The organism is Arthrobacter sp. 01T428 (genome assembly GCF_056398685.1).
This window is the reverse complement of sequence record NZ_JBFTPW010000001.1, coordinates 633,602-655,260: the sequence shown is the minus strand read 5'-3', so window position 1 is coordinate 655,260 and position 21,659 is coordinate 633,602. Positions and strand designations below refer to the sequence as shown.

Annotated in this window: 21 protein-coding genes; 8 read left to right on the top strand and 13 right to left on the bottom strand. The window is 65.3% G+C overall.

The features are described from left to right. Positions 1-40 precede the first annotated feature (40 nt). From AC1DJB_RS03070 to AC1DJB_RS03050, 5 genes are all read left to right on the top strand, one after another. On the top strand, positions 41-1,423 hold the full coding sequence (locus AC1DJB_RS03070) for an amino acid permease (RefSeq protein ID WP_441432416.1): 1,383 nt from the start codon (positions 41-43) through the stop codon (positions 1,421-1,423). Positions 1,424-1,662: 239 nt separating this feature from the next. Beyond that, positions 1,663-2,700: a thiamine pyrophosphate-dependent enzyme gene (locus AC1DJB_RS03065; protein WP_441432417.1), complete on the top strand. Its 1,038-nt coding sequence runs from the start codon at positions 1,663-1,665 to the stop codon at positions 2,698-2,700. After that, complete coding sequence (locus AC1DJB_RS03060) at positions 2,693-3,727, top strand: alpha-ketoacid dehydrogenase subunit beta (RefSeq protein ID WP_441432418.1); 1,035 nt, start codon at positions 2,693-2,695, stop codon at positions 3,725-3,727. Before AC1DJB_RS03065 ends, AC1DJB_RS03060 begins: the two co-directional genes overlap by 8 nt. Then, complete coding sequence (locus AC1DJB_RS03055; protein ID WP_234747729.1) at positions 3,720-4,049, top strand: biotin/lipoyl-containing protein; 330 nt, start codon at positions 3,720-3,722, stop codon at positions 4,047-4,049. The genes AC1DJB_RS03060 and AC1DJB_RS03055 overlap by 8 nt, the downstream gene beginning before the upstream one ends. Before the next feature lie 4 nt (positions 4,050-4,053). After that, positions 4,054-4,884 carry an alpha/beta fold hydrolase gene (locus AC1DJB_RS03050; RefSeq protein WP_441432419.1) on the top strand — a complete coding sequence of 277 codons (831 nt, stop codon included), beginning with the start codon at positions 4,054-4,056 and terminating at the stop codon, positions 4,882-4,884. On the opposite strand, the gene AC1DJB_RS03045 is transcribed toward AC1DJB_RS03050, so the two are convergent. After that, positions 4,850-5,335 carry a MarR family transcriptional regulator gene (locus tag AC1DJB_RS03045; protein ID WP_441437133.1) on the bottom strand — a complete coding sequence of 162 codons (486 nt, stop codon included), beginning with the start codon at positions 5,333-5,335 and terminating at the stop codon, positions 4,850-4,852. The genes AC1DJB_RS03050 and AC1DJB_RS03045 overlap by 35 nt on opposite strands. A gap of 82 nt (positions 5,336-5,417) precedes the next feature. On the opposite strand from AC1DJB_RS03045, the gene AC1DJB_RS03040 reads away from it, so the two are divergent. Continuing rightward, complete coding sequence (locus AC1DJB_RS03040; protein WP_441432421.1) at positions 5,418-6,071, top strand: phosphoribosyltransferase; 654 nt, start codon at positions 5,418-5,420, stop codon at positions 6,069-6,071. Positions 6,072-6,272: 201 nt separating this feature from the next. Here the strand turns inward: AC1DJB_RS03040 and hpaB are convergent, their stop codons facing one another. After that, positions 6,273-7,727: a 4-hydroxyphenylacetate 3-monooxygenase, oxygenase component gene (gene hpaB / locus AC1DJB_RS03035; protein ID WP_441437134.1), complete on the bottom strand. Its 1,455-nt coding sequence runs from the start codon at positions 7,725-7,727 to the stop codon at positions 6,273-6,275. A 64-nt stretch (positions 7,728-7,791) separates the two neighbouring features. Continuing rightward, entirely contained in the window at positions 7,792-8,328 is a 537-nt protein-coding gene (locus AC1DJB_RS03030; protein WP_059387630.1) for a flavin reductase family protein, read from the bottom strand. A 148-nt stretch (positions 8,329-8,476) separates the two neighbouring features. Between AC1DJB_RS03030 and AC1DJB_RS03025 the strand changes: the two genes are divergently transcribed. Beyond that, positions 8,477-9,211: an IclR family transcriptional regulator gene (locus AC1DJB_RS03025; protein WP_284988484.1), complete on the top strand. Its 735-nt coding sequence runs from the start codon at positions 8,477-8,479 to the stop codon at positions 9,209-9,211. A 156-nt stretch (positions 9,212-9,367) separates the two neighbouring features. Here AC1DJB_RS03025 and AC1DJB_RS03020 read toward each other — a convergent pair whose 3' ends face one another. The 6 genes from AC1DJB_RS03020 to AC1DJB_RS02995 form a co-directional block, all read right to left on the bottom strand. Then, positions 9,368-10,768 carry an MFS transporter gene (locus AC1DJB_RS03020; RefSeq protein ID WP_441437135.1) on the bottom strand — a complete coding sequence of 467 codons (1,401 nt, stop codon included), beginning with the start codon at positions 10,766-10,768 and terminating at the stop codon, positions 9,368-9,370. A 135-nt stretch (positions 10,769-10,903) separates the two neighbouring features. Continuing rightward, positions 10,904-13,924: an AAA family ATPase gene (locus AC1DJB_RS03015; protein ID WP_441437136.1), complete on the bottom strand. Its 3,021-nt coding sequence runs from the start codon at positions 13,922-13,924 to the stop codon at positions 10,904-10,906. After that, on the bottom strand, positions 13,921-15,108 hold the full coding sequence (locus tag AC1DJB_RS03010; RefSeq protein ID WP_306960881.1) for an exonuclease SbcCD subunit D: 1,188 nt from the start codon (positions 15,106-15,108) through the stop codon (positions 13,921-13,923). The genes AC1DJB_RS03015 and AC1DJB_RS03010 overlap by 4 nt, the downstream gene beginning before the upstream one ends. Positions 15,109-15,198: 90 nt before the next feature. Then, a complete protein-coding gene (locus tag AC1DJB_RS03005) occupies positions 15,199-16,125 on the bottom strand; it encodes an MIP/aquaporin family protein (RefSeq protein ID WP_476909864.1) in 927 nt (308 codons plus the stop codon). Between the two features lie 142 nt (positions 16,126-16,267). Continuing rightward, a complete protein-coding gene (locus AC1DJB_RS03000) occupies positions 16,268-16,618 on the bottom strand; it encodes a DUF202 domain-containing protein (protein WP_059387627.1) in 351 nt (116 codons plus the stop codon). Then, entirely contained in the window at positions 16,615-16,974 is a 360-nt protein-coding gene (locus tag AC1DJB_RS02995) for a YidH family protein (RefSeq protein WP_306972587.1), read from the bottom strand. The genes AC1DJB_RS03000 and AC1DJB_RS02995 overlap by 4 nt, the downstream gene beginning before the upstream one ends. Positions 16,975-17,047: 73 nt before the next feature. On the opposite strand from AC1DJB_RS02995, the gene AC1DJB_RS02990 reads away from it, so the two are divergent. Next, positions 17,048-18,133 carry an ADP-ribosylglycohydrolase family protein gene (locus AC1DJB_RS02990; RefSeq protein WP_441437137.1) on the top strand — a complete coding sequence of 362 codons (1,086 nt, stop codon included), beginning with the start codon at positions 17,048-17,050 and terminating at the stop codon, positions 18,131-18,133. A gap of 12 nt (positions 18,134-18,145) precedes the next feature. On the opposite strand, the gene AC1DJB_RS02985 is transcribed toward AC1DJB_RS02990, so the two are convergent. From AC1DJB_RS02985 to AC1DJB_RS02970, 4 genes are all read right to left on the bottom strand, one after another. Beyond that, positions 18,146-18,694, bottom strand: coding sequence for a DUF4395 domain-containing protein (locus AC1DJB_RS02985; protein WP_284988390.1), 549 nt, complete (start codon positions 18,692-18,694; stop codon positions 18,146-18,148). A 66-nt stretch (positions 18,695-18,760) separates the two neighbouring features. Further along, positions 18,761-19,786: a 3'-5' exonuclease gene (locus AC1DJB_RS02980; RefSeq protein ID WP_284988391.1), complete on the bottom strand. Its 1,026-nt coding sequence runs from the start codon at positions 19,784-19,786 to the stop codon at positions 18,761-18,763. Between the two features lie 71 nt (positions 19,787-19,857). Beyond that, positions 19,858-20,118: a DUF4235 domain-containing protein gene (locus AC1DJB_RS02975; protein WP_284988392.1), complete on the bottom strand. Its 261-nt coding sequence runs from the start codon at positions 20,116-20,118 to the stop codon at positions 19,858-19,860. Between the two features lie 147 nt (positions 20,119-20,265). After that, positions 20,266-21,504 (bottom strand): MFS transporter, encoded by a 1,239-nt coding sequence (locus AC1DJB_RS02970; protein ID WP_476909863.1) that lies wholly within the window; start codon positions 21,502-21,504, stop codon positions 20,266-20,268. Between the last annotated feature and the right edge of the window lie 155 nt (positions 21,505-21,659).

Below are 21,659 nucleotides of genomic sequence, written 5' to 3'. Positions count from 1 at the left end.
AGGACCAGCGAACAAACCATCCACAAGAAGGCAAACACGAATGACAACGAAGTCCACCGCTGTTCGACCCTCCATTCCTTCGCGAGGCCTTGGCCACTCGATGAAGCCGCGCCAGCTCACCATGATGGGCTTGGGCAGCGCCATCGGCGCGGGACTCTTCCTCGGTTCGGGCGCCGGAATCCACGCCGCCGGCCCGGCAGTGCTCATCTCCTACCTTGTGGCGGGCACCTTGATCATCGTGGTGATGTGGGCCCTAGGCGAGATGGCAGCCGCCAACCCGAACAGCGGCGCCTTCTCGGTGTACGCGGAAAAAGCCATGGGCAGGACGGCCGGGTCCACGGTCGGCTGGCTTTGGTGGCTGCAGTTGGTAGTGGTCATCGCCGCGGAGGCACTCGGCGCAGCAGGGCTGCTCTTCTCCGTCTGGCCAGTCATTCCTGTGTGGGCGCTGGCGCTGGTATTCATGGTGGCCTTTACCGCGATCAACCTTGCCGGGGTCCGGAACTTCGGTGAGTTCGAATTCTGGTTCGCCATCCTGAAGGTCGCGGCCATTGTCGCTTTCCTCGTCATCGGCGCAGCTTTGCTCTTCGGCTGGTTGCCCGGCGTAGCTTCCCCCGGCCTCGCAAACCTGACCGGCAACTTTGCACCGTCCGGCTGGTCCGGAATTGCCGCAGCCCTCTTCGTAGTGATTTTCGCCTTCGGGGGCACCGAAATCGTGAGCGTGGCTGCTGCGGAGACGCAGAACCCGGCACACAGCGTCGGCAAAGCCATCCGCACGGTGGTGTGGCGCATCCTGGTCTTCTACATTGGTTCGGTCTTCGTCATTGCAGCAGTACTGCCCTCCGATTCCGAAGGCTTGAAGTCGCCGTTCGCCGGCGTCCTGGACCTTGCCGGCATCCCGGGAGCCGGCGCTGCCATCACGCTCGTCGCCGTCGTGGCATTGCTTTCCGCGCTCAACGCAAACCTCTACGGCGCCTCACGCATGGTCTTCTCCTTGTCTGAACGCGGCGAAGCACCTGGCTTCCTGTCACGGCTGCGCGGCGCCCAGGTGCCCATGGCCGCCGTCGGGGTTTCCGTTGCATTCGGCTTCATCGCCACCATTCTGGAACTGCTGTTCCCCGACCACGTACTCCCCGCCCTGCTCAACCTTGTCGGGTCCACGTGCCTCGTAGTCTGGGGAACTGCGCTCGTGTCCCAGTTCATCCTGCGCCGGCGCGCCGACCGCGAAGGAACCGAACTGCCGCTTCGCATGAAGGGATTCCCCTTCCTTACGGTATTCGGACTGGCGTTGCTTGCCCTGATCTTCGTGGTGGGCTTCTCGAATGCCGAGAGCGCCGGTCAGCTGATCGGCACGTTCCTGTTGATCGCGTGCATCGCCGTTGCCTGCCGGATCGGCGCCAAGGTGAAGTCCGCACGAAACGCCTAAGCTGACCAACCAACTAGCAGTTGATGTCGTTTTGAGCCCTCAAAACGACAACAACTGCAGGGCCCACGCCGCCGGGGTTCCCTGGCCGAGCTTGCGAGGCGAGGGTGGCGGTGGGGAGTTAGTTGGGAGGTGCGCAAATTGCTATGTGTCCCCAGGGGAAAGCTGGCAGTCTATGGCAGTTTGACTAGCCCCGAATAGGCGGATTGCCTACGTTCCGAACAGTGACTACGGTCACGTCCATGGACTCATCTCTTCCCGTCGTGGCCGCAGCCGACGCCGCACCCCTGTCCCCCGGACAGCTCAGGGAGCTCTATTCCCTGATGGCTGCCGTTCGATACCTCGATACCTCGGCCGTTGCCTGGCAGCGCCAGGGAATCATCCCCGGCTACGCTCCGGAACTCGGCCAGGAAGCCGCCCAGGTCGGCAGCGCCTACGCCCTCGACACTGCCCGCGACTTCGCCTTCCCGACGTACCGCGAGATGGGTGTCGCCAGGACCATGGGCGTGGACATGGTGGCGTACATGTCCACCCACAAAGCAACGTGGCACGGCGGCATGTACGATCCCCTGGCAAGCGGCCTCGCGCCCATCCAGGCCGTCGTGGCAGGCTCGGTGCTTCATGCCGTCGGCTGGGCCCACGGCCAGACCCTGAGCGGCGGGCACGGAGTGGCCCTCAGCTACTTCGGCGATGGCGCGTCCTCCCAGGGCGATGTCCACGAGGCCATGAACTTTGCCGCCGTGATGAAGGCACCTGTTGTCTTCTTCATCCAGAACAACGGCTGGGCGATTTCCGTGCCCACCGAGCGGCAGGTGGCCGGCGGTTCGGTAGCTGCCCGAGCCGCGGGCTACGGAATCCCGGGCATCCAGGTGGACGGCAACGATGTGGTCGCCGTCCACGAGGCCACCCGCAACGCCTTCGCCCACTGCCGCGCAGGAAAGGGTCCGGTTGTGGTCGAAGCCATGACCTACCGCCGGGGTCCGCATTCCACCGCCGACGATCCCGGCCGCTACAGGAGCCTCGACGACGAGCGCATCGACGCCGGCGAGGATCCGCTGGAACGCCTCCGCAAGCGTTTGCTGGCCGAAGGCGTAGCCGACGAGGCGTTCTTCACCGCCGCCAACCAAGCAGCCCGGGCAGAGGAAGAAGCCATCCGCATCGGAATCGAAGCCCTCGGGCCCCGGCCCGGCAACGAGATGTTCGATTTCGTCTTCCAGGAAACCACCCCCGCCCTTGAAAACCAGGCCACCCGTTGGCGCGAGGAGTCAGAACATGTCTGAAAGCACCACAGCCACCCTCGAAGCCAGGGCAGCCACAGAGAACCAGTCCGTCAAGCTTTCCATGCAGCAGGCACTCAACCGCGCCCTGGACGAGATCCTCTCGGCCGATCCGAAGACGGTGGTCTTCGGCGAGGACTGCGGCCGATTGGGCGGGGTCTTCCGCATCACCGACGGACTGCAGGCCAAGCACGGTGAATCCCGGGTCTTTGACACGCCGCTCGCGGAATCGGGCATCCTGGGGATGTCGGTGGGCCTGGCCATGGCCGGTTTCCACCCCATTCCGGAGGTGCAGTTCGATGGCTTCGCGTATCCCGCCATCAACCAGATCGTGTGCCAGATCGCCCGGATGAACTACCGCAGCCGGGGCAAGCTTCCGATGCCGATCACGCTCCGCGTACCCAGCTTCGGCGGCATCCGCGCCCCCGAACACCATGGCGAAAGCCTCGAGGCACTCTTCGCGCACGTTCCGGGGCTCAAGGTGGTCTCGCCGTCGGACCCGCACGATGCCTACCACCTGCTCAAGTACGCCGCCTCGCGGCCTGACCCGGTGATCTTCATGGAACCGAAGTCCCGGTACTGGCAAAAGGGCGACGTGGACGCCTCCGACGGCGGTACCCTCACCGGCGCCCGCGTTGTCCGGCCGGGCCGCCACCTGACCCTCGTAGCCTGGGGTGCCATGGTTGCCCGGTGCCAGCAGGTTGCCGAACTCGCCGCGGAAGACGGAATCGAGGTCGAGGTCCTCGATCTGCGCTGGCTCAAGCCGATCGATGCCGAAGCACTGGCGACTTCCGTCGGAAAGACGCGGCGCGCCGTCGTCGTGCATGAGGCTCCGCTGACCTCCGGGCTGGGGGCCGAAGTGGCCCAGCTGATCACGCAAAGCTGCTTCGACACGCTCAAGGCGCCCGTCGAACGGGTCACCGGCTTCGATGTGCCGTATCCCTCCGGCGACCTGGAGGACGAATACATTCCGAACATTGACCGCATCCTCCTGGGGATCCAACGAGTACTGGAGTATCGACGTGGCTGAAATCAGCTTCCCCCTGCCCGATCTTGGCGAAGGCCTCATCGAAGCGACCGTCCTGGACTGGCTCGTCTCCCCCGGCGACCAGGTGGAACGGAACCAGCCGCTCGTGGAGCTGGAAACGAGTAAATCCGCCCTCGAGTTGCCGAGCCCGCAGGCGGGTAAAGTGATCCGTATCCACGGAGCGCCGGGCGAGACCATCAACGTCGGTGAACCGCTGGTGGTGTTCGAGGTGCCGGACAATACTGCCGGTATCGTGGGCACCGTTCCCAAGGATGACGCACCGAAGCGCCGGGTCCGCCTGAGCGCCGTACTTGATGAGGACTGACACCATGAGCGGCAGGCACAAGGAAGAGCACATCCACACTGTGGAAGGGACAGATCCGCATCTGTTCGTGGAAGTCCATGAGCCTGCCGAAGGGACCGACGCCGGATTGCGCCCCGTGCTGCTGCTGCACGGTTTCTCCTCGTCCACCAAACTCAATTGGGGCGACACAGGCTGGATTTCCACCCTCAAGTCCGCGGGCCGGCGTGTCATCACCGTGGACCTTCCGGGGCACGGCCAGAGCAGCTCGCCCGAGGACCTGGACTCCTACTCCCCGAGCCGGATCCGCGCGGACCTGCTCCAGATAGTCGCCGACGCCGGTGCGCGCCCCGTGCGCGCCGGTGACCCTACCAGCGGGCTCGACGTCATCGGCTACTCTTTGGGCTCCCGGCTCGCTTGGGAATTCGGGGCAACCCAGCCCGAACTCGTGCACCGGCTGGTGTTGGGCGGCCCGAACAAGGAAGACCCCCTGGCGTCGTTCGATCTCGGAGCAGCCCAGCGCTACCTCGCGGACGGCACACCCATTGAAGACGAGTCCACGGCAGGGTTGCTCAAAATGGCACAGCTCTTGCCGAGCAACGATCTTTTTGCGCTCTTGTCGCTCATCGAGGCCATCAAGGGCGAACCCTTCGATCCTGCCGAAGCCGTGCCCCACATGCCGATGCTCCTGGTGGCCGGCGACAAGGACGAGCGCGCCGTCACCATGCCGGAGCTCGCTTCGATCGCTTCCCATTCCGGGGGCATGGTTGAACAACTGCTCGTACCGGGGCGGAACCACAGCAACGCCGTGACCAGCCGGGTTTTCAAGGACGCTGCGGTGGCGTTCCTCGGCGTCTAGGCGGTGGCGGAGCGGCTGATAGTGGCGGAGCGGCTGCGCTACCCGCCAGCCGCTCGGCGTTGAGCGTCATGCGCTCCAGCACGCTGACGGCCATGGCGTATTCGTCGATACCGATCCCCATCGAGAGGTCCCGCCGGGATTCTTCAACGAGCTTTTGGGCTTCCGTATGTTTTGCGTGGCCCAGTTCGCTGAGGCTGAGGCGATCGTCCACCATGATGATCATGCCGCGGCCGACCAGGGCGGCGAGTTCGTTTTCGCGACGTCGCGTGTCGCCGCCCCAAAAAGGGTTGAGTATTCCGTCAAGATCATCGGGGCTGATGGTTGTCTCGGCCAGGACGTTGAGCGTCTGCCACTGCCTCCGGCTGAGTTTCAACCTCGCCAAGGTGCTGTCCAGGTGCGCCTCCAAAGCGGCGTCCAGGCGTTTGGTCCAGTAACCGATCGGCTTGTTCACATGGCCCATCGTGGCAGCGCAGAGCGGTCCCGGCAACAAAGGTAGGCTTGATTCAGCGCTGGATGACGTGGAAGTGAGACGAATGGGCATGCGCTTCAAGGACCGTGCGGACGCCGGACGCCGCGTGGCAGCAGGCCTTCCGCAGCTCCGGCATCGCCCGGACACCATCTTGCTGGGCCTCGCCCGCGGTGGAGTCCCCGTGGCGGCGGCTGCCGCCGTCGAGCTCCACCAGCCATACGGCGCCATGCTGGTACGTAAACTCGGCATCCCGGGCCGCGAGGAAACTGCGTTCGGCGCCCTCGCCTGGTCCAACGGCAGGATCGTCCGCATCCTCAACCGGCCCCTCGCCGAACGCATGCTTCGGCATGGAATCACCCAGGCTTCGCTCGACGCTGTGGAGGCACGCGAGCGCGGAGAACTCCTGCGGCGAGTGACGACCTACCCGGGTATCAGCTTCGATCTCTCGGGCCAGACTGTTGTCCTTGTCGACGACGGACTCGCCACGGGCGCAACGATGCGCGCCGCCGTCGAGGCCGTCCGCGCGGGAGGCGCGGCGACTGTGGTAACCGCCGTCCCCGTGTCATCCCTCGAAGCCCAAGCGTCCATCAGCCGGGTGTGCGATTTCATGATGTGCCTGCACACGCCGGGCAAATTCCATGCCGTGGGCGCGTTCTACGAGCACTTCGAACAATTGACCGACGACGACGCGGTGCGGCTTTTGGAGCAGGCGGGGTAGTTCGCAAGCCGCTGGGTTGCGATTCGCGCCAAACGCGAGCGAGCGTCGATGAATTTCCCGTCATAGCTGAGCGAGCGTCGGAGAATTTCGCGCCAAACGCGAGCGAGCGTCGGAGAATTTCGCGTCATAGCTGAGCGAGCGTCGGAGTGCGAACGACGACGGCGATAGCTCGCCGTCGTCGTCGGACGCGCCGTGGCGCGTTCAGTCCTTCCGCTCGAGGAACTCCCGCACCCGGGCGCGGGCCGGCTCGCGGTCGTAGCTGTTCACGAGGGCGGCAGCCATGCGGACGGGGTCGCCGAAGAAGAAGTACTCATAGAGGGCCTGGCGCCCGGCGAACGCGGAAATGCTGGCATCGAAAGCGAGCTTGAAGAGGCGCACGCGCTCCGGGCCGGTCAGGGTCTTCGCCTGCAGGTACAGCTCGATGTCCGGCAATGCCTCGCTGGCTACGTCCGCTTCGCCCGGCAGGGCCATGAGGCCCGACGCCGAGAACTTCCGGATGATCGCGGGGAACCGCTGGGCAACCTTGGGGTACCAGTTGCGTGCCGCATTCAGGGTGGGCCAATGCGGCAACAACACGCCATCCGGGCTTGGAGCTGCCTGGGCCTCCGCGGCCACCATGAGGGCCTTGCCGATTTCGACGGTCTCGATCAGCTCCGCGAGGTCTTCCTGGATGTGCTGGAATCCGTCAATCCCGATCGACGCCGCGATCTCCGAGGCCAGGCCGAGGAAGAACTCGCTCTTCGCAATGGTCCTCGTGACCACCTGGTGGGTCATGAGGGCCCCGGCGCCGGTCTCGGAGTAGAAGGCATTGCACAGCTCGGGATGGCCGAGCATGAAGATGCGATCGTTCGGAACGAATACGTGGTCGAAAACGACGACGGCGTCCATCTCCTCGAAGCGGCTGGCGAGCGGCTCATCGTGGGTGCCTCCGCCGTTGTAGAGCGAGGTCCGGCACAGGTAACGCATGCCCGGCGCATCGTTCGGGAGGGCGAACGCGTAGGAGTAGGGAGCATCTTCCGGCGTCGAGCGCAGGAGCGTCGAAGGGAACACGAGGAGCTCGTCGGCGATCGGCGCGATGGTGGCGAGCATACGTGCGCCGTGGACCACGATGCCGTCTTCCCGCTCCTCGACGACCCTGGCCGAGAGCTGCCCGCCGAGCTGTTCGGAACCTGACACCGAACGGTTGACTTGCGGCGGGATCAGCGTGTGCGTCGCAAGGAGATCGTTCTCGCGGCAATGCTCATAGTATTTGCGGATGTTTTCGCCGAACATCGGATCGGCCTGGGCAAACCATTTTTCTGCGGCCGCGAGTGCCGTAAGGGCGCCGTTCATGTAGTCACCCGTCCGGCCCAGGAACCCAAGGGAGTACTCCGCCCAAGTGCGGATGGCCGCATGCCGATGTTCGAGGTCTTCCTTGGTGCGCGGCACCAGGAACGAGGCGTTCACCCGGTCACCCGTCGTCGGGGACTCGTAGGTGAGGGCGTCCGCATACTTCGGGTCATGCTGCATGTCGAAGAGCTTCGCGTACGTGCGGGCCACATTCCTGAAGGACGGGTGGTCGGCGATCTTCCCGGTGACCATTTCGCCGTCGATCAGGACGTGGGGGTTCATCGAGTTGAGCTTGTCCAGGTACTGCTGTCCGGTCCGGATTCCCATGGTTGTCTCCAATGATGGTTGTGCTGAAACGGCATACGGATGCGGCGTCGACGGGCGCCGGCAACTACAGAAGATCCTCCATTCCCAATTGGCTTTCCGGGATAGTGGTGAAAGAGCTGTTGGCGAACGCGAGCGCGTCGCCGCTGCGGTAGTTGAAGTCCACCACTTCACCCACGTAGAGGGTGTGGTCTCCGCCGTCGTAAGCCGCCCAGGGCGTGCATTCGAAATAAGCGAGGACGTTGGATAGCCGGGGCGCCGTGTCGCCTTCTACCCAAAGGGGCTCGGGCCCGGGTCGGCCCGCGAAATGCAGGGCGAGTTGCTTCTGTTCGGCACCCAGAATATTGACGCTGAAGGGGCGCCCGGCCAGCTCATCGTGGGCTTTGGCGTTGCGGGCGATGCTGACCAGGACCAGCGGCGGTTCCATAGATACGGCGGTGAAAGAGTTGACGGTGATACCGTGCCGCTTGGTTGCGCCGTCGAACGTCACGATAGCGACACCTGTGGCGAAGCGGCCCAGGCTGCCGCGGAAATGATGTGCCCGCGGCCGCGAAGTGCGGCTCAAGGGACCGGGCTCCGCATTATGGCTGGACTTGGCAATCATCGTTGATTCCTGGCTAGCGATTGTTCTATATGTGAATTTGTTCTATATTTGAACAACAAATTCTCATACAGAACCATAGTCTCTTGTGAGTGACAGCACAAGACGGCGGGCCGGTCGCATTAGGCCCCAACATAGGATGGAGCGCATGATGTCTCCCAGCGCCGCAAAAAGTCTGCAGGACACGACGGCGACGGTCTCGCCTTCGCAGACCCTCTCCCGCGGAATCCAGGCCCTGGAAATCCTGGCGGCAGCAGAGCGCCCATTGACCATTGCAGAACTCGCCGGCGCCCTGGGCGTTCATCGCTCGGTGGCCTACCGGATCCTTCGCACGCTGGAGGATCATTCCCTGCTGGTGCGCGACGACGCCGGCCGAGTTCAGCCAGGTCCCGGCCTTGCGGTGCTGGCCCGGGGTGTCTCCCGCGACCTCCAGACGGCCGCCCTACCGGAACTGACCCAGCTTGCCAACGCCCTGAACATGACGGCATTCGTCGCGGTCTGGGATCATCAGGACTGCGTCACGCTGGTCACGGTCGAGCCCCGACACTCAGCCGCGACCCTGGCACAGCATCCCGGCACCCGCCACCCCGTGAACACCGGGGCGCCTGGAATCGCGATCCAGTCCACCATGAGCGAAGAAGAATGGGCCGCCCGCGCGCCGGGCCTGCCGTATCGTCCGGAAGCGGCAGAAGCGCGCCGGCTCGGCTATGCGGCGAGCCACGACGAAGTCATCGCCGGCTTGTCATCCTTGGCCGCCCCGATCCGGGTGCCAGGCGGGCGGCCCGCCGCGATCGCCGTCGTCTACATCCGCCGCGAACAGGACCAGGCCGCCGTCGGCGAAGCACTGGCAGCGAGCGCGTCCCGGATAGAGTCCCAGCTGGCGTAAGGACCCGCCGATGGACTCGTGGGGCTTTTCACCTTTGGTGCGCGCGTTCGTCCTGTTTCCGACGCTCGCTCACTTATAGGGCCAAAACCTGAAACGCGCGCTCAGATGATCTGAGCGAGGGTTTCCCAAAAGTGGCCCATAAGTGAGCGGGCGTCGTTATGGTTGCGTGCTTGGCCTGCGCCGGAGGACCAGTCCTGCGACGATGCCGAGCAGCAAAAGCGCGCCGGAAGCGGACGTGGACACCACAAATGCGGCGCCCGGACCCTGCGTCTGGGCCAACTGGCCGGCAAAGTAGGCGCCCAGCGCCGTACCCGCCACGATGCCGCTAGCCAAGGCGGTCATGACGGTCGCCATGCGGCCGGCCGGTGCCACGACTCCCCCGATGCTGAACACCGTCACCATGACCGGTCCCACGGGAATTCCGAGCACCAACAGAACGATGACCATCGGCCAGATCCCGGCGGGAAGGAACAACAGTAGGGAGAACGCCGTCATCGCGGCCGCGGCGAGCACCCAGCGGATGGCCAGCCCGAAGCGCTGCGGCCAATAGGCAACGGACAACGCCGCGACGGCGGAGCTCAGGCCCATGACGGAATACATCAGCCCCGCAATTTCAGCCGTGGCGAACTGGGCGGAGAAGGCGCTCAACGCATTCTGGGTTGCACCAAAGAAAGTACCCATGCAGACCATGGCCAGCACCGGAACGGCGACCTTCAGCCAGGCCACGGATCGGACACTTGACTGCCGCTGTGCAGGGACGCTCCCGACGGCGACGCGCGCCTTGCGCTTTGCAGGCACCACGGCCAACTGCGAGGGATGGACGGCGAAGGCCGGCACGAGCGTGGCCGTCAGGACGGCCGCCAATGCGAGCGGAAGCCAGGGGGCTACGAGGCTCGCCAGAATACCGACCAGCGCCGGCCCCAGGACGAACGTGACCTCGTCCGCAGTTCCTTCATAGGACAACGCGGTGTCCAGGTCTGCGCGGCTGGACGCCACACTTCCAGGACCGTTGGTATTCAGGTTCCTAGTGGTCAGGGCCATCCAACGGACACGGGCCATGGGCCCCACCTGAGGGCAACTCGCTCCAGCCAGGAAAGCCGTCACCAAAATGGCAATCGCGTCCGTGGGGGCGTTGAAATCGGGCGTCAGGTAGGCGGCCACGAGCAAGGCGATGACGGTCACGGCGTTGACAACCGCGGCCACGAGGAGCACAGGGCGCTGGCCTGAGCGGTCGGCAAGGGAGCCAAGCACCGGCGCGCCCAAGGCCGAGCCAATGCCGACCGCTCCGGCGGCCAGGCCACCGATGGCGTAAGAATGGCTGACAGCTGTGACAAGGGTGAGGGTGCCAACGGTCAGCATCGCGAGTGGCAGCCTAGCGAAGAGACCCAGCGGCAGGAAGTTCCGGCCTGCGAGTTCGGGCAAGCGGGCGAAGCGGCCAGGCAGACGCGAACGGCGCGGCGCGGCCGACGGGGGCAGTGCCGACTGCGGCGCAGAAGGAAATTCAGGGTGAGGCTTAAGTGCGGTGTTCGCCGCGGACTTCTGTGGGGAGGAGTTCATGATTCCGGGTTCGCTGAATGGTGCGCATCGTCCCTCCTCCCGATGCGCGCGACCCGGTGTAACCCTCCAAGTCTACCGGACGGCTGCGCCTGCTCAAGCGTGCCCATACACGACGAAGCGCCCCAAAGCCAGTGCCTAGGCGGCCGCGGCGTCGACGATTCGAACGGTGGAACCGTTCCGGTTCTTGATTACCTGCAGCTGGCTGCTGATTCTCTGCTTCATCTCCGCAACGTGGCTGACCAGCCCCACTACCCTGCCGCCGTCGCGCAGCCCCTCCAGTGCATCCATGACCTGCTCGAGCGATTGCTCGTCGAGGCTCCCGAATCCCTCATCGACGAACAAGGTCTCGATGTCCACACCGCCGGCCTCCTGCTGGACCACATCCGCGAGCCCCAGGGCCAACGCGAGCGAAGCCATGAACGACTCCCCGCCGGACAGTGTGGCGGTGTCCCGCCGCTGGCCTGTCCACTCATCCACCACTTCCAGTCCCAGGCCTGATTTCGCGCCCCGGGCTGCCTTGGCGTCTGTGTGCTGCAGGGTGTATCGGCCATCGCTCATGGCGATCAGCCGCTCCGACGCCGCCGCCGCGACCTGTTCGAGGCGGGCGGCCAGCACATAGCTGTTGAGGCTCATTTTGTAGCCGTTGTCGCCCGCCCCTCTTGCGGTTTCTGCGAGCTCGTTGAGTACCCGGGCGCGATCCCGGGGGCCGCGCCCGGAGGCCGCAGCTTCCTCGTACTGCGAGCGGATCGCAGCCAGGCTGGTCACCGTGCGGGCAGCGAGTCCCGCAGCAAGATCCAGCCGTCGGGCTGTTTCTTCCGCCCGTCCGGCGTCTTGCTCGAGGGCTGCGAGCTCGACGGCCGTCAGTGGCACCTCTCCGATCTGGGCTTCCTTCGCAGCGAGAACGAGATCCTCGGACTCGAAGAGTTCCGCGAGCCGGGCGCTCTCGGTCTCCGCGGACCTGATGGCTTCGTCGAGCCTTGCAGCGTGCTGCTCGTCGAGGATTTCGAGGCGCGCAGCATCCGCGGTGTCGAATCCGTTCGCTGCAAGGGCGCTTTCCAAGGCCGCAGACGCATCGTCCAAAGCCTCCCGGGCACGTTCAAGCTGCACTCCCGCGGCGACAGCGGACTGCAGGAGTTCGCGATGCCCGGTCAGGGCATCGATCCGCTCGTGCAGCGTGTCGAAGCCATCACGCAGCCCGCAAAGCAAGGTCTCCAGGGACTCACGTTGCTCACCCAGCAGGGCCATGGTGGACCCGGCCTGCGCCGCAGCGGTGTCCTCTTGGACTTGTTCTTCCTCCAAGCGGGCAATCCGCTCCGTCATGCGGGCGAGCTTTGCCTTGCCACGTTTGAGCCTCTCGACGGCGGAACGCGCCAAGGCCAGGGCGTCTTTGGCCAGGGCCTCCGCCGAAGCGGCTTCCTTGGGATCGATGCCTCCGCCCTGGGCGGCGAGCACGGCAACTTCCTGCTCGGCGGCCGCCAGCTCGCCTGCCGCTTGGAGAAGTTCATGCTCGCTTTCGTCATAGCGTTCGTGGGCGGATTGCTCTTCCTCCGCAAGGGCCAGTGCGGTTAGCCCTGCGGCTGCCGGGGACGGGTGTTCGGCGCTTCCGCAGACCGGGCATGGATCGCCGTCGTTCAGCTTTGCGGCGAGTTCGGCGGCGGCATTGGCCAGCCGGGATTCGCGGAGATCCAGCCAGAGTTGCCGGAGGTCCTGGGAGAGCGCGCGTGCAAAAGCGTGGCGCTTCACTGCCGCGGACTGGGAATCAAGGGCGCTTGTGTAACGGGCTACGGTTTTGACAGTGTTCTGCACTGCTGCCGCTTCGCTTTCCCGGAGGGGCAGCTCCACAGCGGCCGCTTCCAGCGGGCCCAGCTCGCCTTCCAAAACAGCCGCATCCGAGCGAAGCCCGGCCAACGCAAGGGACCGCGCCGCATTGGCCGACTCGCGCTGCCGTGCAGCGACGTCGAGGGCATCAAGCCTGGCAGTGATGTCCTCGAGCTTCTGTTCGTCCCCGACCCGGGCCTCAACGACAGCCATGGTCTCTTGAATCCTCGCCAGCGACGTGCCCGGCTCGCTTGCGTCAAGAGAGGCGGCAAGCAGCTTCGCCGTCGCCGACTCCGCCTTCGCGCCCGCGATGTCTAAGGCCTTGGCAGCGCGGTCGACGGCGTCGAGTTGTCCGCCGAGGACGGCGGCTTTACGGTGGCGTCCAAGCCGCTCGCGGAATTCCTGCACTTCAGCCGCACGTGTGGCGAGGACTTCGCGCCGGCAAGTGGCGGCGTCGAGCTTCGCGTGCCGTTGGACCCGTTCCCGCGCGGAGTTGAGCTTGTCGGCAAGCTGAAGCCGGACGGCTTCGGCAGAGCCGGCGGCTTGTTGCCGCTTGAGAGATTCGGCACGGGCCCGGGCCTCGAGGGTCCCGAGCCGGAGTTCGGGCGTGGAATCGTTGGATCCTGCGTCATCAAGATCCGGGTCAGCCGCCTCGTCAATGCCGAGTTGCGCGAACTCGGACTCTGCCCGCTGCGCGAGCAGCTTAAGTCCGTTCTGGTTGTCCTGCACTTCTGCGCGCGCGGCGTTTGCTTGGAGTGCCAACTGCTGCTCGATCGCTTCAAAACGCTGGGTTCCGAAGAGCTTCTGCAGAAGATCCAGCCGGTCGGACGCCTTGGAACGCAGGAAAGCCGCGAAGTCTCCCTGCGGGAGCATGACCACCCTGGTGAATTGTTCCCGATCCATCCCCAGGACATCTCCGATTTCCATGCCGGCTTCGTCGTTGCGGGAGGTCTTTTCTTCCCACGAGCCATCAACCCGTTCACGCAGGAGGGTCTTGGCCTGCTGGGTGGTGAAGCCCTTGCGTCCACGGGCACTTGGCCTGTCCCACGCCGGTGAGCGGGTGACCTCAAAGCGTCTTCCGCGCGCCGAAAATTCGCAAACGACCCGCGGCTCCGCAGCCGGTTCCGCGTGGTCGCTGCGCAAGCGTTTTCCGTCCTGGCGGGCGCCCGGTACCGAGCCGTACAACGCAAAGCAGATGGCGTCGAGCACGCTCGTCTTTCCCGCGCCGGTGGCACCGTTCAAGAGGAACAGGCCCTGGGCGCCCAACAGATCGAAATCAATCGATTGAACCCCGGCAAACGGCCCGAAAGCCTCAATTTCAAGGCGGTGGATTCTCACAGCTCTGCCCCTTCCAACCGGACCGCTTCCAAGGCTTCACGAAGGGCGGAAAGTTCAGTCTCATCAGCCGGCCTCCCGCGCACATGGTCGAGGAAGCCGCAGCAAACACCAAGATCGTCTTCGGCCTCCGCAAGCCGGCTGCTGTAGCTGGCTTTGACCTTTCCCGCGGCGTCTTCAGGGTCAAAGCCCAGCACCAGCGTGTCCGGGAACCGGGCACGCAGCTGTTCCATGGCCTGCGCAGGCCGCGAGGAGTCTGTGAGGGTGACTTGGCAATACGCAGTCTCAGCCCAGGAATGCTCCTCCGACTCCAGAAGCTCAGCGAGCTTCCCCCGGAGAATCGCCAGCTCCCGTGGTGCTTTCCACAGAACTTCCTCGACGCTCTCAACACCGCCGACGCCGATATCAATCAGCCACGCACCCTTCCGATGCCTGGCCTCGGAGAACGAATACGCCAGCGGCGAACCCGAATACCGGACGCGCTCCGAAAGTTCCTGCCGCCCGTGCAGATGTCCGAGGGCCGTGTAGCCGAAGCCATCAAAGAGATCCAGGGGCACAGCCCCCAAACCGCCGATGCTCAAATCGCGTTCGCTGTCCGAGGTGATGCCGCCGCTCGCGAAGGTGTGTGCCAGCACAACGGAGTGCACCGGCCCTGCTTCGCTTCTCCGGGCAATGTCCTCACGGATGAGCTCCACCGCGGCCTGCGTGACGTCAAAGTGGCTCGGGGTTTGGGTGCCGAGCCGTTCGGCGACAAGCCGCGGTTCAAGGTACGGAATTCCATAGACGGCAACCACGGGCGCACCCGGCTGAGCTGCACCGTGGTCGCTATCCAGGGGAAACAGGACGGGCGAATCGAGATCCTCTACGCGGGTCCGCACATGGACCCCCCCGCGCTCCAGCAGGCGTGAAGCGAAACCAAGGCGGATCGCGGAATCGTGGTTGCCGCTGGTCAGCACCACCTTGGCTCCAGCATCCGTGATCCGTACGAGGGCGTCGTCGAGGAGCTTCACGACGTCCAGACCCGGAAGGGCGCGGTCGTAGACGTCGCCCGCGATCAAGACGACGTCCACCGACTGTTCCCGGACGACTGCGAGCAATTGCTCAATGAAGTTACGCTGGGCGTCAAGCATCCCGACGCCATGGAACGAGCGTCCCAGGTGCCAATCCGAAGTGTGCAAAAGCCTCATATTTTCAAGCTAACTGGAGGCCCCGACATTATTGGTGCGGCGCGGCGGCACCGGCCGTAACAGGGCCTTCCGGACAGCTGAATTCCTGCGTCAGCCCCGCTTGCCGTCGAAGAAATCGCGGGCCGGGTCGACATCTGGCTTCTCTTCGACGGGTGCCACGGCGGACTCCGCAGCGGGCGTGGAAACCTCGGCCGCGCTTTCCGGGACAGCCGCTTCAGCGTCGTCGTCGGACTTTTCCTCCCAGCCGTCGGCCGGCAACGGCTCCTCGACCTCAGCCACGGCAACCGGGGTGGTTTCGCCGAAACCGCGGAAGATGAGGCCTGCGATCGCCGCTCCGACCAGCGGTGCGACCCAGAAGAGCCAGAGCTGCTCCACTGCCCAGCTCGAGCTGAAGATGGCGGAGGCAGTGGCACGTGCGGGGTTAAAGGCAAGGTTGCCCGTGGATTGGCCAAGCTGCAGCAAGACCGCGACTGTCAGGCCGACGGCGAACGGTGCTGCGAGCTTGCTGGGATTGCGTCGAGCGGTGACACCCAGGAAGACCCCTACCAGGAGCGCGGCGCCGAGGACCTCAATGAGCATCACGCCGGTCACGGGAACCTGGAAGCTGGAGTGCGTACCGAAGCCGGAGGTCGCCGTGTCAAACACAGTCCGGCTGTCCGTGATCCCCGGTACAGTTCGGACGACGGCGAAAATCGCCAACGCGCCCAGCAAAGCGCCCACAATCTGGGCCCCCAGGTACGCGGCCCCATCCACAAGCTTCATCCGGCCGGCAACCAGGTGACCAACCGTGATGGCCGGGTTGAAGTGGCCGCCGGACAGGTAACCGAAGGCCAGCATGGCAGCAGTGACGGTCAGGCCGCTGGCCAGCGACGCCGGCATCGGAACCGCCTGGGGGTTGATGAAGATCGACACACCCAAGCCAATAACCACAAGGAACAGCGTCCCCAGAGCTTCAGCGGACGCCCGGGCTAGGAGCCGGGTTCCGCGGGAGGAGGGAGCGGACACAGTTGTGGTCATGTCGAGGGATTCCTTTGTTCGAAGTTCGGGTGGTCTGTTGCGGAGGCGGACACTCCGGGCAAGGCAAGAAGCCGTGCGGCGGACCGCTTTCTTGCCCCGCAGCATCCTGTCAGCCGAGTCTGGACGCTTCCTGAATCCGAGCCTAGCCGCCCAAGGCGATTGCGGCGACCGCAGCGCCGGCAAGCGCGATGATGGACACGGCGCTTGCAAGCATCAAGACAGCCGACGCTTCCTCCGCGCCATGGTGCAACTGGTGGGACCTGGCCCACACAACGCAGCCGAGGACGATCGTCGCTGCGGCGGCGGTCAAGGCGCAGATTCCCTGGTAGTCGAGCCCCGGTATCCCGGTGGGCAGTTGCCCCGCACCGGATTTGGCCGTCAACCACCTGCGCCAGATGAAGAGATCCACCACCAGGAGCGAAATCAGGGTCCGGCGCCAAGCGAGCGTTGTACGCTCAGGTTGCAGCCCCGGATCCCTGGATTCAACAGTCAACGCGCCACCAGGATCAGCACGGCAAAAGTGAATGCCGCCACCGCAACCACGATGGTCATGAGCAGCATGACCCGTGAGAACGGCAGGGCCTGGTCGTTCCGCATGGCCGCCTCCATCTGCGCCCACCGGCGGTAGGCGAGCGTCGCGAGGCCCGCGCCGATCATGGAAAGAACGACGCACAAGACAATGCGCACGGGCTGGGGCGCGATGTTCGGAGCAAGCTGGTCGATGGCGACGGCACCGGCCAACAGGGCCAACGACGTACGGATCCACGCGAGGAAGGTGCGCTCATTCGCGAGCGAGAATCTGTAGTCCGGGGTCTTTCCGGTTTTCCGCCACGCGGGTTCACGCATCATGCCTCCTGGTTCACGAGCCACCGTATCAGCGGGCAGGTGAAGACCGGCCGGGCAGCCACGGTAAATTACCACTATGAGCGCTGAACCATCCCCCTCCGCCGTGCCATCCTTCGAGTCCCGGGTTAACGGTTGCCTGCTGGGCGGTGCCTTGGGCGATTCGCTCGGCTACGCCGTCGAGTTCGACGACGTAGCCACCATCCGCACCCGCTTCGGCGCAGCGGGCCTCACCTCTTTCGGCCAGCTCGACGGCGGCACCCACTTTTCGGACGACACCCAGATGACGCTGTACACGGTCGACGGCCTCGTGGAAGCCCTGGAGTGGGCCAACGACGGCGTAGCCGCGGATGAAACTGCATGTCTCTGGCTGGCTTACCTGCGATGGCTCGCGAGCCAGGGCGTCGCGTTGCCGGCATCCGCCCCCGTTCCCCAACCGCGGTGGATCGACGGCCAGGAGGTGCTCCGGCACCGCAGGCACCCGGGAAAGGCGTGCCTGAGCGGACTCTCTACGGGCGAGATGGGAACCAAGTTCCGGCCCGTCAATCCGGAATCGAAGGGCTGCGGCACGGTCATGCGCTCGGCTCCCTTTGGCCTGGTCCCGCATATTTCCGAGGCCGCGGTCTACAAGCTGAGCACCGATGCCGCGTGCTTGACCCACGGGCACCCTTCGGCACGGCAAAGCGCGGGTGCCTTCAGCGTGCTCGTGCACAAGGTGACCGCGGGCTCAGATGTGCGGACTGCGGCTGAGCATGCCCTGAGCGTGGTGTCAGCACTGCCGGATCCAGCCCCCGAGCTCCTGGGGCGCCTCCGGGAGGCGCTGGAACTGTCTTCCACCGGCACGCTGCTCAGCCCGGAAGAACTCACCGCGCAACTGGGCGAGGGCTGGGTCGCGGAGGAGGCACTCGCCGTCGGGCTCTATGCGGTGCTGGCGACCGCGCGGGCAGCGGAGACACGGAGTGATCCGGCCGCCCACTTCCGCCAGGCCATAACCGTGGCGCTGAACCACAGCGGTGACAGTGACTCCACCGCCTCGATCGCGGGCAATATCCTTGGGGCGCTCCACGGCGAAGAGGCACTACCGTCGGACTGGCTTGAAGCCCTTGAAGCCCCGGAAGTGATCCGCGGGATGGCGCAACGGCTCATCGCCGTCACAGTGGGCTAAGAGCCAAACGGTTCAAAGCCTGCGAAGCGCGATATTGTTGCACGCTTCGCAGACGTCCGCGGGAATGAGTCCGCGCCTCTGCAGGATCCCGAAAATGGCGCAGCCCAGGCAGAATCCCACAAACGATTCGAGGGACGCCGCGACGATCAGCAAGGCGAGCAGGATCCACGCACCTAAGGCGAAACCGGCGAAGAACAGGACCACGGCCGCCGTGCTGAGCACCGCGCCGATTCCCTGTGCGAAACGCTTGGGCGGCCCCGGGACGAGTTTGGCGGGGCCAACTCGGGGAGCCAAAACCTTGACGGATAGCAGGGCAAACGGCGAGATCCTCGGCCCGAACAACACCCGCAGCCAGAAGCCGGCCGCGATCAGCACGAGTCCCCAGCCGACGCCGCTCACGAGGGTGGCCACTGCGGCAACAACCACCAGGCCGGCCGTGATCCTCGCGGCGTATTCGTTGACCGGATTGGGGAAAGCGAAGACGGCGCGCCATCCGGTGGCCGCCGGAGCCGGCGTTCCTACGGCGAACGCTGCAGTGTCAGCCTGTCTTCCCTGTGTCATGGCTCAAGGCTAGGAGCGCCGCGACACAACGGGAAGCTTTGTTGCTCCGTGTGAATATTGGCGCGGCTAGCGTCCGCCGACCATCTGCAGGAACTCCCCCTCGGACAACACCTCGATCTGCTGGCCGCGGCTGTGCAACTCCAGGACCCTTTTGGCTTTGCCAGTGAGGCGACCGTTCCGGAGATCGCCTGCCACGAAGCCGTCGCCCACCACGAGGACCGTGGTCCTTCCGGTCACGCGGCTCTCCGGACGCGCACCCATCTCCGCTGCCCGCTGTTTCGCTTCCGGCCGGGCAATCGCAAGCTCACCTGTGAAAACGACCGTTTGCCCGAACAGGGGGTGGCCCGGTTCCGCTGCAGGGTTGGGCTCCGGATTGTCGCCTTCTTCAGGCCAATTGCTCCAGGCGCGTCCAAGCTGGCCGGCACCATTCCCGACGCCGGACCGGCCCGCGGCCGCGTCGCGCCCTCCACCGGCCCCAGCGAGCGCAGCGAGCGTTTGCTTGGACAGTCCGTCTCCTGGCTGGAAGGCCTGCTGTTTGGGAATGGCCAGGCCGAGGGACAAGTAGAGCTCTGCGATGCTGTTGGCGTTGTTCCTGTGCGCGATGTCCACCAGGATTCCGGCGCAGGCCCGGGCGTCCTCCGCGGCGTCGTGATGGTTCACGAGGGGCACGCCCGCCTCCTCCGCGGCGTAGGGCAACGAATTGGATACCAAGGAGTAGCAGCGCCGGGACAACATCACCGTGCAGACGTACTCGTAAGCGGGGCCAGGCAGGCCGGAAACTTCGAGTCCGGAACGGATCACGCCCAGATCGAACGCGGCATTGTGGGCGGCAAGGATATCCCCGCCGATGAAAGCCCCGATTTCAGGGAAGAGTTCGCCGAAGCGCGGAGCCCCGGCGACGTCCTCGGCTCGAATGCCGTGGATCCGGGTGTTGTGGTACTCGAAGTGGTCGTGGTTTTCCGGCGGCCGCATGAGCCAGGAGGCTTCCTCCACCACGACGCCGCCGCGGACCTTGCTCAGGCCGACCGAGCACGGAGAACCCCTGAAGCCGTTCGCAGTTTCAAAGTCGATCGCCGTAAAGTCCAATGCCACTGGTCAAGGTTACAGGTGGAAAGCGGCCCCAATGGCGCCGGTGACGGCCGCCCCCTGCCCCGGAGCGTCTTTCAGACCTCGTCCGCCGTCTCCTGCAGCTTGGTCAGGGCCTTCTTGGTTGTTCTTTGGGTCAGGACATGGATGACCGCCCCTACCGCGCCCCCGGCGAAGGCGAACAGCAGCACTCCAGGCAAGGAGTCCTCCAGATTGGTCGCATCCTTCGGCGCGGGCTTTCCGGTCGACTTGCTCCAGATGGCCTCGAGGGCTTTGTTCGCCGCAACTCCGGCGCCCATGCCCACCACCAGGCCAAGTAGTTTGATCAGGACGTTCATCTCGTTCCTCCGATTGTGGCCAGACGTGTGGTCCGCGGCTGGGAAATACGCCAACGCAGCCGCCTGGACACAAGATTATCAGCATGCTTATCTTCTCTTCCCCGATGCGGGCCGTGCCTGCGACGCCGTGCGCAGCACCGGTGGGACTTACCGACGTCTCGTCAGTTTCGTCTCCCGGGGACCGGCGGGGTAGCCGCCGCGGCGGCTCGCCAGGATGATTGCGAGCGCTGCCGCCGTCGGGACGGCTGCGGCTAACGGCACCCACAGCGCGCCGACAGTGGTCAGGGCCAGGGCGCCATATCCGGCGCCCACGGCGATGCCCAGTTGAATGGTCACCACGGTCAAGCCGTTCGCGGCGTCCTTGTGCTCTCCGCCGGCGCGAAGGATAGCTGCCTGGTTGTAGATGCCGATGGCCCCGAAGGCGGTTCCCCACACGGTCACCAGCACAAGCTCACCCACCCACGTGCCGCCAAGCAGCGGCAAGAGGCCGAAGGCCAGCACCAGCAGGGCGACCGCGGAAATCAGGGAGCGCCGCGGATGGGAATCGGCGGTGAGGCCGGCGATCCAAATCCCCACGAGGCTGGCAGCCCCCACCACGGACAACGAAATGCTCGTGAAGGCATCCGGCAGTCCGGAGACGTGGAGGAACGGCGCTATGTAGGTGAAGAGCGTGAAGTGGCCCAAAAGCAAGAGCGGCCAAGCTGTGGCCACGGCGATCACGCCCGGCAGCTTCAGGGCTCCGCGGAGGGTCGGCGTCGCATGGCCGTCCTCGTCGGGGGCTGCGGGGAGTACCCAAATGGCCAGCAAAGCGAGAACCGCGCCGACTCCGGCCAGGATCAGGAAAGAGGCGCGCCAGGTGAGGACCGAGCCCATGAGCGTGCCGATCGGAGCGCCGACGGCGAGCGCGATGCTGTTACCGCTGAAGACCATGGCCATTGCTCTTCCGACCGAGTGCGCCGGGACGATCCTGGCAACGTAGGGGGCCATGCTTGACCACAGCATGCCGTGGGCGACGCCCCCGAGGAGCCTCGCGGCAACTGCCAATCCCAGGCTCGGGCTTGACGCCAACAGTACGTTGCTGAGTGCGAACGCGAGCACGGTCCCGATCAACAGCGCCTTGCGGGGAACCCGTCCGCCGAGCAGCCTGGACAACGGAAGCGCCGTGAAGACGATAACTGCCGCATAGGCGGCAGTCAGGGAACCTACGGCCGATTCGTCTACTCCCAGGTCCCGGCTGATCCGGGGCAGCAGCCCGGACGGGAGGAGTTCCGTAGTCACCGCGGTGAAGCCTGCTGCCGCGAGGATCAGGAGACCGCCCCACGGGAACACCGGGGCTGACGCAGGAGCGGCCGTCGCCGCTGTTTCGGGTATAGCTACGTCGCGCATCAAAAAGTTCTTCCTCGTCATTCATGTTCAGTTAGCTGCGGACGCAGAAGTTCTCGTCATTTCTGCCCACGTCCACCACGCTACGCATGTCGGGCGAGTGGAGGCAGTGTCTGTCAGACACCCCCAGCGGATGTGTCAAGGGCCCGACGGCGGTT